The sequence below is a fragment of the Trichococcus collinsii genome, assembly GCF_900107505.1.
In the GTDB taxonomy this organism is placed as follows: Bacteria; Bacillota; Bacilli; order Lactobacillales; family Aerococcaceae; genus Trichococcus; species Trichococcus collinsii.
Window position 1 is genome coordinate 248,230 of sequence record NZ_FNQH01000003.1, and the last position, 14,601, is coordinate 262,830.

The 14,601-nt window shown below is 45.9% G+C and carries 12 protein-coding genes and 1 tRNA gene; 5 read left to right on the plus strand and 8 right to left on the minus strand.

What is annotated here, in order from left to right; translation table 11 throughout:
- Positions 1–34: 34 nt before the first annotated feature.
- The 6 genes from BLV66_RS08685 to BLV66_RS08715 all read right to left on the minus strand — a co-directional run bounded on the left by BLV66_RS08685 (position 35) and on the right by BLV66_RS08715 (position 4,690).
- Positions 35–556, minus strand: a complete 522-nt coding sequence (locus BLV66_RS08685) for a hypothetical protein (protein ID WP_086985717.1) — start codon at positions 554–556, stop codon at positions 35–37.
- Positions 557–600: 44 nt separating this feature from the next.
- Positions 601–1,518: a hypothetical protein gene (locus BLV66_RS08690; RefSeq protein ID WP_086985718.1), complete on the minus strand. Its 918-nt coding sequence runs from the start codon at positions 1,516–1,518 to the stop codon at positions 601–603.
- Positions 1,519–1,529: 11 nt separating this feature from the next.
- Entirely contained in the window at positions 1,530–2,201 is a 672-nt protein-coding gene (gene srtD / locus BLV66_RS08695; protein WP_176974189.1) for a class D sortase, LPxTATN-specific, read from the minus strand.
- A 546-nt stretch (positions 2,202–2,747) separates the two neighbouring features.
- Positions 2,748–3,161, minus strand: coding sequence for a hypothetical protein (locus BLV66_RS08705; RefSeq protein WP_143033117.1), 414 nt, complete (start codon positions 3,159–3,161; stop codon positions 2,748–2,750).
- A 210-nt stretch (positions 3,162–3,371) separates the two neighbouring features.
- Positions 3,372–4,004 carry a class D sortase gene (locus BLV66_RS08710; RefSeq protein ID WP_176974190.1) on the minus strand — a complete coding sequence of 211 codons (633 nt, stop codon included), beginning with the start codon at positions 4,002–4,004 and terminating at the stop codon, positions 3,372–3,374.
- 596 nt (positions 4,005–4,600) lie between these two features.
- Positions 4,601–4,690 (minus strand) — tRNA-Ser (locus BLV66_RS08715).
- Between the two features lie 218 nt (positions 4,691–4,908).
- Here BLV66_RS08715 and sstT point away from each other — a divergent pair.
- The gene (gene sstT, locus BLV66_RS08720; RefSeq protein ID WP_086985723.1) at positions 4,909–6,129 is read left to right on the plus strand and encodes a serine/threonine transporter SstT; all 1,221 of its coding nucleotides are present in this window, start codon (positions 4,909–4,911) and stop codon (positions 6,127–6,129) included.
- A 207-nt stretch (positions 6,130–6,336) separates the two neighbouring features.
- Here sstT and BLV66_RS08725 read toward each other — a convergent pair whose 3' ends face one another.
- Complete coding sequence (locus BLV66_RS08725; RefSeq protein WP_086985724.1) at positions 6,337–7,845, minus strand: PTS transporter subunit EIIC; 1,509 nt, start codon at positions 7,843–7,845, stop codon at positions 6,337–6,339.
- 12 nt (positions 7,846–7,857) lie between these two features.
- Positions 7,858–8,547: an N-acetylmannosamine-6-phosphate 2-epimerase gene (locus tag BLV66_RS08730; protein WP_086985725.1), complete on the minus strand. Its 690-nt coding sequence runs from the start codon at positions 8,545–8,547 to the stop codon at positions 7,858–7,860.
- A 146-nt stretch (positions 8,548–8,693) separates the two neighbouring features.
- Here BLV66_RS08730 and BLV66_RS08735 point away from each other — a divergent pair, with 146 nt between their 5' ends.
- The 4 genes from BLV66_RS08735 to BLV66_RS08750 all read left to right on the plus strand — a co-directional run bounded on the left by BLV66_RS08735 (position 8,694) and on the right by BLV66_RS08750 (position 14,599).
- Positions 8,694–9,512 carry a MurR/RpiR family transcriptional regulator gene (locus BLV66_RS08735; protein ID WP_086985726.1) on the plus strand — a complete coding sequence of 273 codons (819 nt, stop codon included), beginning with the start codon at positions 8,694–8,696 and terminating at the stop codon, positions 9,510–9,512.
- 251 nt (positions 9,513–9,763) lie between these two features.
- Complete coding sequence (locus BLV66_RS08740) at positions 9,764–11,146, plus strand: MATE family efflux transporter (protein WP_086985727.1); 1,383 nt, start codon at positions 9,764–9,766, stop codon at positions 11,144–11,146.
- A gap of 173 nt (positions 11,147–11,319) precedes the next feature.
- Complete coding sequence (locus tag BLV66_RS08745) at positions 11,320–12,690, plus strand: CHAD domain-containing protein (protein ID WP_176974191.1); 1,371 nt, start codon at positions 11,320–11,322, stop codon at positions 12,688–12,690.
- A gap of 154 nt (positions 12,691–12,844) precedes the next feature.
- Positions 12,845–14,599, plus strand: coding sequence for a methyl-accepting chemotaxis protein (locus BLV66_RS08750; protein ID WP_176974192.1), 1,755 nt, complete (start codon positions 12,845–12,847; stop codon positions 14,597–14,599).
- The last annotated feature ends 2 nt before the right edge of the window (positions 14,600–14,601 follow it).

The window sequence follows — 14,601 nt, forward strand, 5'->3', positions numbered from 1 at the left end:
TTACAATCTGTTATGCAAACTCAGCGACGTGCGCTTATGCTTCCATTGCAAATTGAAATCTTTTTTTAGCAACAACAGCTGTTCCAACTGCAGCTACCAACAGGGAGATTCCGCCTGCCAAGTAGAGATTGTTTGATCCAGTCTGTTTGACATCATTTCCCTTTGTCGGGAAAGTAGCGACAACAGTGCCGTCTGCACCATAAATGATGATTTCTTTTGAATTCATGGTTACAGTCATTTCCAAAATTGCAGCAGCTGCAGTAAGCTCAGCCAAGATGGCTTGTCCCTCAGCTTGAGTAAGCTGATTCACGCTTTTCGCTCCGCCGGCATTCACGACAGCTTGTGCATTATTGATGTGGGCGATGATTTGATCCGCTTCTTCAGCAGTCACATCATTGGACATCAAATAATTTTTTGCTTGCTGCACATAATTGGATGGCAAGCTACTTGCTTCCAAAGTTGAGATGATATCATTTTCAGTTGCAGCAGCAACATTCGGTTGTGCTCCGAAGAACAACACGAATGCAAACAAAAGAGATACGATGACTTTTTTCATATATTTTTCACCTCCTCTCAATGTATATATCAGCCGATAATGAATCAGTATTGTTGCATTTCAGCCGCGTAGTCGCGTTCCCGGCGGTAGGCCGCTCGTTTGGCCTTGCTGATCAGACTGTAGCCGACTAGGCATGCTATTCCCAAAAGGAAGACCAGTGCACCGGCGCCCAACATGAAGGTAGTGTAATGCATAGCCAACGTGCGCAGGGCGGTATTAATGTAATCGGCAGAAACAGTGATGCGCTGCGGAATCTTAAGACCCAAAGCCACGATTGCTGGGATGATGACGAAGGCGGAGCCGGAAACTAAGCCACTGCCGATCCAAATCAGGGAGCGGTGAGGCAGTTTCCAGTTCAAGCCGACGAGTGCCGCAGCGATCAAAAAGAATGCCAGTGGTACGAGATAGAAATAAGCAAGAACGGTTTGCATTATTTTCCTGACGGTTTGGAACTGTGGGAAAGCAATGACGTTGTCAAGATTGAACAGCATAGTGTGGCTACCGACAATGGCGGTGGCTTCATCGATGATCGCAGCAGTCTGCGCTTGCAGGCCTTCATCGAACGGTTGGTTGTGCTCTGCGGCGTAAACCTGAACGTAAGCTGTCACGGGTTCCTCGAACATGCTGCGATCGGTCGCTGCTGCGTAAGTTGCATCAGAATCAATCAGATAGTTGAGCGCTTGTTCATTGTTCGTGCGGGCAAGTTGCTGCAGGCCATATTGGTCCTTCGCGGCTTCCACGAAGACTTCCTCTGGTATGGACGTTTCCAAGCTCAATGTCTTAAATTTAGCGGCCAGGCTTTCCTCAACTAGTGTGTAGTAAGGACTGTCGTCCAACTGTTGATTGAGGTCGCTTGCGCTCAATAGGACTTGCTTCATGAAGATGACTCCGATCAAGGCGACCACTACAAACATCAGGAGAAAGCTGAGGATCGCCCTGCCGATTTTTTTTATGTTTCGCATTACAATGCTCCTTAAAAATTGATTTCTGACAGTGGCTTGCCTTCGACCAATTTTGCGGTCACGACATATCTGTCAGGTGTGTTTCCGATGTAGTCGAAAGGATAACAAGTGTACAGCGTCAAAATCTGCTCTTCGGAAGGTGCCAGGATGCTTTGGTCGGTCCCGCTCTTGATTTCGATGTTGCTGATTTCATACACATAGGTTCCATAGGTCAGCTCGAGTCGGATATCGTCGCCGATCTGAGCATCCCCCAAAGTCTTGAAGACGGAATTGGTGTGCCCGGCAATGACAGTGTTGCCGATATCTCCTGGAAATACGGAACCATAATATTGGCCGGCACCATACAATAATTGCGTGGCGTCGTCACCGACGAAAACAGGTGAGATGATGCTTGCCGCATCCACGCTCAGCGTCCCGAATTCATCCCCGTACTTCGGGAAGGATACTTGGGTTGCCACCGTGGCATCCTCTACAACCGTGCTACTGTCGTTCAGGTTCGTCTGCGCGATCGCAACTTCTTGCGGAAAGAACATCCGCGACAAGTAAAAGGCATAAGAGATATTATCAAAAAAAGCCAAGGAAAGCAGCGTGATGCCGGATACGAAAAGCATTACCGGGATGCCGATCAGCGCACCGAGACTCCGCCTCTTTGCCCGATTTTTTTGACTTGATTTTTTCCCCATCATTCCACTCCATTCATTTTAGTTGATGCAGCCTCCCATTTCCGCGGAAATAGGCAGGCCAGTCCGGTCTATTTTCGTAAAAAAATGGTTTAGCCAATATATTGCAGGCAACATAAAAATGTTAACCTTTAATTTTTTCTTAATAATACTTTCAAGTGTAAAACAAAAAACTGCTGATGTCCATGAAAATCCATCATTAGGAAGCAAGATGTGGATAATAGATTGTTTCAAAAGAGAATATCCGATCGTGAAGCATCCACCCAGCGTCCTATTGGGGATGGAAGCACAAAAAAGAGCGCACCGAAATCAGAGCGGAGCCGTGCCCACCGACTGGACCATATCGCAAAAAAACACCCCTGCAAAGTGGAGGCTCAGGGTGGGTCCTCCGTCTATCCAAGGGTGTTTTACAATCGTTTATGCAAACTCAGCAAAGTGCGCTTAAGTCTACACTGCAAATTGAAATGTTTTTTAGCAACAACAGCTGCTCCAGCTGCAGATACTGGCAAGGGGATTCCGCCTGCCAAGTATAGATTGTTTTACTTAAGTCTATTTTACACCATTTCCCTTTGTCGGAAAAGTAGCGATAATAGTGCCGTCTGCATCACTGAAAACGACTTCTTTTGAAGTCACAGAAACAGTAATATCCAATACAGCAGCAGTTGCAGTAAGCTCAGCCAATATGGCTTGTTTATCAACTTTAGTAAGCTGATTCATGCTTTTCGCTCCGCGTGCGTTCACGACAGATTGCGCATTATTGATGTGGGCGATGATTTGATCCGCTTCTTCAACAGTCACATCATTGGACATCAAATAATTTTTTGCTTGCTGCACATAATTGGATGGTAAGCTACTTGCTTTCAAAGTTGAGATGATATCATTTTCAGTTGCAGCAGAAACATTCGATAGCGCTCCGAAGAACAACACGAATGCAAACAAAAGAGATACGATGACTTTTTTCATATATTTTTCACCTCCTTTCAATTCATCTGTCAGCCGATGATAAATCATTATTGTTCCATTTGAGTGTAGTAGGAGCTGTCTTCCCGCTGCTGATTGAGGTCGCTTGCGTTCATTAGGACTTGCTTCATGAAGATGACTCCGATCAAGACAGCCACTACAAACATCAGGAGAAAGCTGAGGATCACTCTGCCGATTTTTTTATGTTTCGCATCACGATGCTCCTTGAAAATTGATTTCCGACAGTGGCTTGCCCTCGACCAATTTTGCGGTCACAACATATCTGTCAGGAGTGTTACCGATGTAGTCAAAAGGATAATAAGTGTACAAAGTCAAAATTTTCTCTTCGGAGGGCGCCAGAATACTTTCGTCGTTATTGCTCTTGATTTCGATGTTGCTGATTTCATATATGTAGGTACCGTAGGTCAGCTCCAGGCGGATTTCATCGCCGATCTGCGCTTCATCCAGCGTCTTGAAGACCGAATTTGTGTGCCCAGTGATGACTGTGTTCCCGATATCCCCCGGAAAAACGGAACCATAATATTGGCCGGCACCATCTAATAATTGGGTTGCACCGTCGCCGACGAAAACAGGCGAGACGATGCCTGCCGTATCCACGCTCAGCGTCCCGTATTCATCCCCATATTTCGGAAAAGAGAGTGGGGTCGTTGCGGAGGTCTCCTCCACAACCGTGCTGCTATTTTTCAGATTCGTCTGCGCAATGGCGACTTCCTGCGGGAAAAACATCCGAGACAGGTGAAAAGCGTAGGAGACATTATCAAAAAAAGCCAAGGAAAGCAATGTGATGCCGGATACGAAAAGAATTACCGGGATGCCAATCAGCATACCAATCCTACTTTGCTTTGCCCGATTTTTTTGACTTATTTTTTTTTTCATCATTCCACTCCATTCATTTAAGGTGATTCGGAGAGCATGTAGTTTCCGCGAAAAATACAAGGAAACAGAAAACAACGTTTTACTTTCGAATGTAATTATATTATTCCATGGATATCATGACCCCCACCGTTTATAGTCTTATAGGACTATAAACGACTACTACCGTAATTGTATTAATAGGCTATACCTCACCTGTATAATTCATGCAGTATCAAATGACTATTACTAAACTTGCTACAACAGCATTTTGCGGTGTATCAATTTCAATCCTAACCGCGGGTATATTACTTTCAAATAGCAACTATTTCTATTTTGGCGATGATGGTATTACCCGCCATTGCCAAATGGGAGCTGATATCTTCATTAATGTCGCCAAGGTGCATAGCTTCGTAGGGACGTAACGGCGGATCTTCGACTGGAATGGCGAAAACACCGAAACCTGCATAACATAATAGAGGGAAACAAGTTTATTTCGACAAAACAAAAGGCCAGCCCCCCGTTTCGGGAGTGCCAGCCTTTTGTCGGACAATAATTAAAAGTTGTTAAGGAGAATGGGGGATTCGAACCCCCGCGCGCCTTTCGACACCTAACGCATTTCGAGTGCGTCCTCTTCAGCCGGACTTGAGTAATTCTCCATAAATGACATTATAACGCTTTTCGGACGATCAGAAAAGAGGAATTTAAAAAAACTGCCCAAAAAGGCAGAAACAGTTTTTGAAAGGGGGCCTGCTGATGTATTGTGCTAAACCGGAAACTGAACGGTTTTCTTCCGCGAGGGATTAAATTATGGTAATATGGAACTCTGCGTACTCATTTTATTGTAATTTTTTACATACATCAGGAGGAATTTGAATTGTATAAACTATTAAATCACTGGTACAAGCTGAGCCTTGTCAAACGTATCATCATCGGTCTGATTATAGGTATCATCCTTGGTGTAACGATGCCGGACGCCGCGCAGCCGATTACCATTTTTGGAGCGCTGTTTGTCGGTGCTTTGAAGGCAATTGCGCCGATGCTTGTCTTTTTCTTGGTTGCATCCGCGATTTCGCAGCACAAAAAAGGCCAACAGACGAACATGAAATCTGTCATAGTGCTCTACCTTTTAGGAACCTTCTCGGCGGCACTCGTAGCAGTGGTCGCAAGCTTCATCTTCCCGGTGACTTTGACATTAGGGGCCGGAGCTGAGGACGTCACAGCGCCAGGTGGTGTAGTGGAAGTCCTGAAGGCACTGCTTCTGAACGTCGTGGACAATCCAGTCAAAGCGCTCTACAATGCCAATTATATCGGCATCTTGTCATGGGCTCTTATGCTCGGGTTTACTTTGAAGAATGCCGCAGCTTCAACCAAACTGATGCTGTCAAATGTTTCTGATGCACTGACGGAAATGGTCAGAATCGTTATTGCCTTCGCTCCTTTGGGAATCATGGGGCTTGTCTTCGATGTCATCGCGACAAGCGGAATCGGTGTTCTGCTGGGCTACGGGAAACTACTTGCGGTCCTGATCGGCTGTATGCTGTTCGTGGCGTTGATCATCAACCCACTCATCGTCTACATCTATATCCGTTCCAATCCGTTCCCACTCGTTTTCAGATGCTTGAGGGAAAGTGGTATCACAGCTTTCTTCACAAGAAGCTCTGCTGCGAACATTCCCGTGAACATGACACTGTGTGATGACTTGGGACTGGACAGAGACACTTACTCCGTATCCATTCCGCTTGGCGCGACCATTAATATGGCCGGCGCGGCAGTTACGATTTCCGTCCTTACCTTGGCAGCGGTCAATACGCTGGGTATCCCTGTGGATTTCGGGACAGCCTTCATCCTTAGCATCCTTGCAGCGGTCAGTGCTTGCGGGGCATCGGGTGTTGCTGGTGGCTCGCTGTTGCTTATCCCATTGGCAGCAAGTCTGTTCGGCATCCCCAACGATGTGGCCATGCAAATAGTCGGTGTCGGTTTCATCATCGGAGTCCTGCAGGATTCATTCGAAACAGCCCTCAACTCATCGACAGATGTTCTCTTCACGGCGACTGCAGAATTCGCTAAACGACGCAAAGAAGGCATCAAAGCCTGATTAAAGACCGAACATCAAAATAGGCTGTCTCGCAATGAGACTGCCTATTTTTTGATGTTCGGTGACAGGTTTTCCCCGCCAAAATGGCTTTGATGGGTGATCACTGGGCGTTAATTCAATTTCATATTAGAAAGGGCTGTATCAAACCAGAAAATCCTATTCTGGTTTTGACACAGCCCTTTCTTGTTCACTAAGTATTTATTTGATTCAGTCTTCAGTTCCCAAAATCTGATTAATCTCTTGTGACAGCAAGTCTGCCTTGCCACCGAATACAGCTTGGATGCCACCTTGAACTTCGAAAACAGCAGTTGCTCCGAGATCCTTGATGGAATTTTTATCAACGATCGAACCGTCTTTCACGGAAACACGCAGACGGGTTGCACAAGCAGTGACGGATTCGATGTTCGCTTCATTTCCCAATGCTTGAATGATGATTTGCGCTTCATCATTCAAAGTAGAAGCCTTGCCGGAGGTCGTGATCGGAACGCTTGCGTCAGATTCTGACTCATCCATACCAGGCACCATCACTTTGAATTTCGTAATGAAGAAGCGGAATACGAAGTAATAAATCAATGCCCAAACGATTCCAATCGGGATCACCCATATCCAGTTTGTTTTGGCGTTACCTTGCAACGGACCAAACAGCAAGAAGTCGATCAACCCACCTGAGAATGTATTTCCGATACGGATGCTCAACAAGTCAGCAACGAAGAAGGAAACACCATCAAGAAAAGCATGAACCACATACAACCAAGGTGCGACGAACAAGAACATATATTCAAGTGGTTCAGTAATACCGGTCAAGAATGAAGTAAGAGCACTACTGAAATACAGACCGGCATTTTTTTGGCGGTTCTGCTTCGGAATGGAGTGGTACATTGCTAAAGAAGCAGCCGGCAAACCGAACATCATTGTAGCGAAACGACCTGCGAAGAAACGAGTTCCGTAAGTGAAAAGGCCAGTATGATTTGGATCAGCCAATTGTGCGAAGAAGATGTTTTGGGCACCAGCAATGGTTTCACCCGCTACAACTTCGGTTCCACCCAAAGAGCTATACCAAAACAGCGGATATATCGTATGGTGCAAACCGACCGCGCCTGTCAAACGAAGCAAAAACCCGTACAAGAAGGTTCCAAAACTGCCCATAGCTGCGATGGCTGTACCGGCGGATGTCAGTGCGCCTTGGATCGGTGGCCAAATCAGGTAAAAGAATGCCCCAAGAATGATAGCTGCAAATGATGCCACAATCGGAATAAAACGCGAGCCTCCGAAGAAACCCAAAAACTGCGGCAATTCGATTTTACGATAACGATTATGCAGGAAGGCAACGGTACTTCCGACAGCTATTGAACCAACAACCCCAGTGTCGATAGAAGCACCTTCTGCGGAAAATAATTGCAGAAAACCACTGATGGTTGCGACGAAAACAACGTAACCCACACCGCCGGCCAAACCAGCAGTCCCTTTATCTCCGTTCGCGAGACCGACAGCGACCCCGATGGTGAAGATGAGAGCCAAATTGGCAAAGACGGCATTTCCGGCAAAACTCATGATGCTCAGGATCACTTGCAACCAGCCAATGTCAAGGAAAGGATAAGCAGCCAATGTACTTGGATTGGTCAATGCGCCACCAAAACCAAGTAAAAGGCCGGCAGCAGGTAAAATGGCGATTGGGAGCATCATAGCTCTTCCAATTTGAGAGAATTTTTTAAACATGTTTTTCACTCCTTATTTTAAGTTGTCAATGAAACGTTTCGCTATTTCTTTTGGCCGTGTGATTGCACCTCCTACGACGATTCCTACAACACCCATTTGCTGGATTAGTTTGGCTTGTTCAGGCGTATGGATTTTACCTTCAGCGATGACATCCACACCTGCTTCTACCAATTTTTTTATCAAGGCGATATCCGGACCATCCTGTTTGATGCTTGCCTCAGTGTAACCGCTTAGCGTTGTGCCGACAAAATCGATTCCTTCCTGGAAAGCATTGAGGCCTTCCTCAAAGGTGGCAATATCCGCCATGAACAATTGATCGGGATATTTTTCCTTGATTTCTTTGATGAAGGCATTGATTGTTTTGCCATCATAGCGTTCCCGCAAAGTGCAATCTAATGCAATGACTTCAACACCCGTTTCAACCAATTCATCGATTTCCTTCATGGTAGCCGTAATAAATGGTGATTGAGGGGGGTAATCACGTTTGATGATCCCGATGATCGGTAAATCAACTCTTTCCTTAATCTGTTGAATATCCCTCACCGATTCAGCGCGAATCCCGACTGCACCAGCTTGTTCAGCTGCAAGAGCCATCAAAACCATGATGCCGCCTTCTTCTGTGTATAAAGGTTCCCCTGGCTGCGCTTGACAAGAAACAATGATGCCGCCACGGACTTTGTTGATGAAATCTTCCTTCTTCATGGATATTTCCTCCGTTATTTATTTTATTACGGAGTTTATCTCCGTAAATGAAATATAGCATACGCTTTCATGTTTGTAAATAGGTAATTTGCATTTTTAAAAGTTCGTGTATAATGAGAGACATAAACATGAAAAGGACTGACTTTATGGGACTTGCTCACCTGATCCAAGAAAAATACCATGCGTTGACGAAATCCGAGAAAAGGATTGCGGATTATTTGCTGGCGAACAAAGAACAAGCCGTGTATCAAACAATGAAGGATGTAACCGAAGCGGTGAAGGTAGGGGATGCTACTCTAATCCGTTTCTCCCAAAAGATTGGGTTTAATGGTTTTTCTGACTTGAAAATCGCCATCGCCAAAGAGGAATTCACCAGTCAATATGAAGGGGATAATGACCATCAATTTTATGACCGAATTTTGGAGAACCAAATCAAAGTTTTGGAATCGACTCGGCAGTTGCTCGATTCGGAAGTGGTCCTGCAAGCAATTGAAGCCATTACCAAGGCAAAACGGATATACATCATTGGAGTTGGATCGAGTGGCTTGTCGGCAGCTTCATTGGAAAAGATGTTGCTCCGGGTAGGGGTGCATGCAAACCATATCGTTGATCCGCATTTTCAAGCTCATGCCTTGGCATTGCTGGGACCGGAAGATCTCGTGATCTGTTTCTCTTTGAGCGGTCGTACCAAGGATATCCACGATTCTTTGAAAATAGCCAAAGAAAACCATACGCCTATCGTTGCGATTACCAATTTCAAATCCTCGCCGATTGCTGAATTAGGTGACATTGTCCTGCAAACTGCCAATGAAGAATTTTTTGATGGCGGATCGCTGGCCGGGAAAATTTCACAATTGTACATTTCGGAGACTCTGGTGCGGGGATATGAAATAAAGAATAAAATCGAAACGGTTGAATTACGGGAAAAGGTATTGCGTTCCATTATTGATAAAAGACTGGATTAATTTTGCAACGGTATTATGTGCTCTCTCCTGCAGCCGGCAGTGGGAACGCGTAATCATATTGTAATTATATTATGGAAGAGCGCACGATTTCTGTATGAATGAAAGGGCATAGGTAATATATGCCGGTTTATTGAAAAGAAACTTATTTGCAGAATAGTTGCACAAAAATATGCTATACTGAAAGGAAGAATGCTGGTGGACAAGCGATTGTTCGATGTCTTGATCAGCGAACGAGTCGTAGGAGGTTGATTATGGCGGAAGAGAAGCAAAAGGACATAAAACAGTTGAAAAATCCGATCAACAAGGAAATCATGAACATCGCGTGGCCTGTTCTGATCGAACTGGTCCTGAGTTCGTTGTTCGGGATGATCAACATGATGATGCTGGGGAACATCGCAGATCATGCCTATGCCGCGGCGGCCGTTTCGGCGGTCGGGGTGACGAACCAACCTTTATTCCTCGGGCTGGCCGTAGTACAGGCTTTGAACATCGGAGGCACAGCCTTGATCGCCCGCTATTTTGGAGCCGGAAAACACGACCGGATGGAAAACGTCATGAAGCATGTCATGATTGTCAGCATGATCCTTTCCGCCCCATTGGCCCTGGCCGCCTTTGTTTATTCCGATCAGATTATGGCCTTTATGGGCGCGCAGCCCGATACGGTCGAAGTCGGGCGGCTCTATTTCCGCATCATCTGCATCAGTTACCTGTTACAATCTTTCAACTTCAGCATTTCCGGATCTTTGCGCGGAATAGGCGAAACGCAGATTCCGATGGGCGTGAATTTGCGCGCGAATTTCCTGAATGTCGTCGGAAATGCCTTGCTGATCTATGGACTTTTCGGGATTCCGGCTTTTGGCATCGAGGGGGCGGCGATTTCGACAGTCATCGCCAATCTTGTGGCGAATTTCCTGCTGATCCGTTACCTACGTTCCGGCAAGAGCAAGCTAAATTTTTCCTTCGCGCATCCTTTCCACTTTTCGATGAAAACGATGAAAAGTTTGGCGATAATCGGACTGCCTTCAGCACTGGAACAACTGGCGTTACGCTCCGGGATGATTCTGTTCATTCAGATCGTGTCGGGCTTGGGGACCGTCGTCTTTGCCGCCCACAACATCGGCATGAATATCCTGTCCCTGTCATTCACGCTCGGACAAGCTTTCGGTATTGCGGCGTCTGCTTTGGTCGGCAGGGCATTGGGTGCCGGTGACGCAAATCTGGCCGAAAAATATGCCTCGCGGACCGGTAAAATCGGCAGCCTGTGGGGTGCGGTTCTCGGAGTGGCCTTCTTTTTTGGCGCCGAGTACATCGTCAGCTTCTATTCCAGTGATCCGGAGATCATCAGGAATGCCGCAATCGCCATCCGGGTTGCTGCTATCACGCAGCCTTTTCAGTCGCATCAACTGATCGTCGCGGGTTCATTGCGTGGGGCCGGGGATACGATTTTTCCCCTCATCTCAACTTTCCTTGGAATTTTGATTATCCGCGTCGCAGCCGCTACCTTCTTCGTTCAGGTGCTCGGCCTTGGCATCCTCGGAGCCTGGTTGGCCGTTATGTTGGATCAGATCATCCGTTGGTTCCTGATTGCGATGCGGTTCCGGTCCGGCAAATGGAAAAAGATGAAACTGATCTAAATTCATCCCAAAATAATTCAACAAGCCTCGGCTAATCCGCCTCTTTCTGAAAAAGAGGCGGATTTTTTTCACATGATTTGGCGAAAAATGGTATACTATCCAATGAGAGAGCGGTTACAAAGTGTGATCTGTTAGCCGTAAAGAAGAGGGCAATATAAAGGAGGATGAGCAGTATGGGAGGACAACTGATACTGATTCGGCATGGAATCGCGGAAGAGCGCACGCCTGAAGGGGATGACTTCTACAGAAAACTGACGGAAGCAGGAGTGGAGGAACTGACTGCGTTTCTGCCCGACATCGCACACTTACTTACCGAGAGCGGAAACCTGAAGATATGGACAAGCCCATTGGTCCGGGCGCGTCAGACTGCTGAATTGGTGGCTGAAGCCACGGCCGTCGAAGTGATCCAACCGCAAGAATTTTTGGAGACCGGTGATTTTGTCGCTTTTATGGAGGCATTGAAACAGGAGGACGATGGCTTCAATTTTGCGCTTGTCGGGCACGAACCTTATATGAGCAACTGGACGAAAGAATTGATTGGTGCCGCGATTCCGTTCAAAAAAGGGGCAGTCGCCTTCTTTACGGTCGACATGACCGCAGAGCCAATCGGCAATCTGGAGTGGCTGCTGGCGCCAGGCGAATCGGCGAAACGCAAATATGAAGATGCCGCTGAAAAAATGCATGCAGCGGATAAACACGAAGGGACGTCGAAATACGACCCGTGTGATGGTGAAGGCACGTTGTACGCTGGTATCATCAACGAACAAATAGTCGGAGTTCAGCATGCTTATGCCGCTTATCAACAGGATCCCGTCGAGCCGGAATCGGCGCATGCGCTGCGCGTCGCAATTCGCCAACTGCGGGCGCTATTGAACTTCAACAAAGCGAACGGAGAGGAGAAATACTACCGGGAGGCGGGCGAAGACTGGCGGGATATCGCAACTACGTTCGGATACCTACGCGAGCTGGATGTGCTGATGGAAGAGTGCCGTGAGCTCCGCGGGTTGTATCCGGAAATGCTTGCCGAGGATGGTCAAGTCATGACTTGGTTGATGGAAGAACGCCAAGGCGAACAGACCAGCATTCATGAATTGATCACAAGCGGTGCCCTCACCGAACGCATCCTCGATGCGGAAGCCGCAACAGCCCACTTCCTGAAATCCATCAGTCTGGATGATGACCAGCAGAAAAAAGCGACAATCAAAAAGCTGGAAAAAATGAAGAAACGCCTGATGCGTAAGTGGGAAGAGGTCGACTTCTCCAACCATGAACAGACCCACAGCCTGCGCATCAACGCCAAGAAACTGCGGTATGCCGCGACCTACCTCGCTCCGATTATGGGCGAGAAGGACAAGGAAACCATCAAAGAGATGAAGAAAGTCCAGACCGCACTCGGTACGCTCTGCGACTTCGACATCAACGGCCACCTGCTTTTGGAGATGGCCGATAAGACCGACGATCCCGAACTGCAGCACCACTTCAGAACACTCAGCGAACACCAATTCCAGCGCAGGGAAGCGATGTTGAACGACGAAGCTGATTGAACAATTTAAGATTTTTTACTTAGGTCCATACTCGTTAGCGGGGTATGGATCTTTTTTTTACATTAAAATATCCATCCAGATATAAACATAATCAAAAAGATACCGATTACATAAAAGGGAAAATAGAAGTATCATAGAAATGGGAGTGGGAAATTTGGAAGTAAGAGAAACTTTTATCAGCAATATCATGAGCAACAGTAAGAAAATAAATCTGCCAAAATTATTGAATTTTAAAAGTATCCGCATTAAATTGTTGGCTGGGTACTTCACTATCATTGCTTTGATAGCAATCTTAGGAATCAACAGTTACGTGACGACGAAAGAAATCAATGATAACACGAAGGACATCATAGAAAAGGATATAATTGTTTTAGAAAGCGGAGAAGAGTTCAAATTTCTGATTTCTCAACGTATCGCAGTGGCGCGTGCCTACTTGATGACCGGCGATGTGGCTTTCAAGGACATGTTTACACAATTTAGCGAACAGAGTGATGTTGCCAAAGCAGAAATATTGGCTGTAGACAATTCAAAAAATGTTACTGCATTATTTGAAGCGAACGATCAGTGGGCAGAATTGATGGAATCAGAAGTTCTTGCATCTTATCAAGCAGGCAATACAGAAGCAGTGTTGACTATGGTGAACATTGCGGATCCTGCCGTTCGAGAGCAGATTGAATCTGTAAGCACCATGATTGACCAAAAAGCTCAGACGATCGATAAAAATGGCCATGAGATTATCGCTAGAGGTCAAAATTCACTGAGGCTTGCTGTGGTACTTTCTGGTGCTGCTGTAATTATGAGTGTTGTTATTGCATTCGTACTTTCAAATGAAATCTCCGGTAAAATCAAGCTTATCAAGGAGCGTATGGGATTAATCGCTGATGGCAGATTGAATGTCGAACCGATAGAAATAGCAGGCCGAGATGAGCTGGCTGAATTGGCGATTGCGACTAATACGATGCATGAACAATTAACTGCAATTGTTGTAAATATCCTGGATTCATCTGAACAATTAGCAGGTCATAGTAAAGAATTGACTCAATCTGCAAATGAAGTGAAAATTGGATCTGAGCAGGTTGCGTTAACCATGCAAGAATTGGCAACGGGGTCTGAGGCTCAAGCCAGCAATGCTAGCGCACTTGCAAATGTGATGGAAACATTTAATGAAGAATTCAAAGCCGTTAACGAAAATTCTTTGATTATTGCGGATGCTTCCCGTAAGGTAATCGACCAATCCAATGAGAGTGAACTGTTAATGAATGTATCAAGTCAACAAATGGATAAAATAGAAACAATCATGAAGCAAGCGGTCAGCAAAATGCAATCTTTGGAATTCCAAACGCAAGAAATCACGGCGCTGGTGAGATTGATCCAAAATATTGCGGACCAAACCAATCTGCTTGCTCTTAATGCAGCGATAGAAGCAGCGCGAGCGGGCGAACACGGAAGAGGATTTGCTGTAGTTGCCGATGAAGTCCGAAAATTGTCTGAGCAAGTTGCGGTTTCTGTAAAAGACATTACCGGATTTGTCGGTAAGATTCAGACTGAGTCGCGAGATGTGAGTGTATCTTTGGAGCAAGGGTATACGGAGGTAAAAGCCGGATCAGAACAAATTCAAAGAACAACAGATATGTTGAATGAAATGGAAAGTTCATTAAATGATATGATCCAGAATATTTTACTTGTCTCCGACAAAATGACTAATTTGACTGAAAATACAACAAGTATGAGTGTGGCGATAGAGGAAATAGCTTCCATTTCTCAAGAATCTGCAGCTGGTGTCGAAGAGACTTCCGCAGCTACGCAGCAAATCAACAGTTCCATGGAAGAAGTATCAACCAATTCAGAACAGATTTCCGGGTTGGCAGAAATGCTGCATGCGATTGTTAACCACTTTAAATTCCAGTAATA

Bases quoted from the DNA above. Each gene is read 5' to 3' on its own strand.
- BLV66_RS08740 (WP_086985727.1), top strand. From the start codon at position 9,764: ATGGCGGAAGAGAAGCAAAAGGACATAAAACAGTTGAAAAATCCGATC.
- srtD (WP_176974189.1), bottom strand. From the start codon at position 2,201: ATGGGGAAAAAATCAAGTCAAAAAAATCGGGCAAAGAGGCGGAGTCTC.
- BLV66_RS08745 (WP_176974191.1), top strand. From the start codon at position 11,320: ATGGGAGGACAACTGATACTGATTCGGCATGGAATCGCGGAAGAGCGC.
- BLV66_RS08685 (WP_086985717.1), bottom strand. From the start codon at position 556: ATGAAAAAAGTCATCGTATCTCTTTTGTTTGCATTCGTGTTGTTCTTC.
- BLV66_RS08705 (WP_143033117.1), bottom strand. From the start codon at position 3,161: ATGAAAAAAGTCATCGTATCTCTTTTGTTTGCATTCGTGTTGTTCTTC.
- BLV66_RS08730 (WP_086985725.1), bottom strand. From the start codon at position 8,547: ATGAAGAAGGAAGATTTCATCAACAAAGTCCGTGGCGGCATCATTGTT.
- BLV66_RS08735 (WP_086985726.1), top strand. From the start codon at position 8,694: ATGGGACTTGCTCACCTGATCCAAGAAAAATACCATGCGTTGACGAAA.
- BLV66_RS08725 (WP_086985724.1), bottom strand. From the start codon at position 7,845: ATGTTTAAAAAATTCTCTCAAATTGGAAGAGCTATGATGCTCCCAATC.
- BLV66_RS08690 (WP_086985718.1), bottom strand. From the start codon at position 1,518: ATGCGAAACATAAAAAAAATCGGCAGGGCGATCCTCAGCTTTCTCCTG.
- BLV66_RS08710 (WP_176974190.1), bottom strand. From the start codon at position 4,004: ATGCTGATTGGCATCCCGGTAATTCTTTTCGTATCCGGCATCACATTG.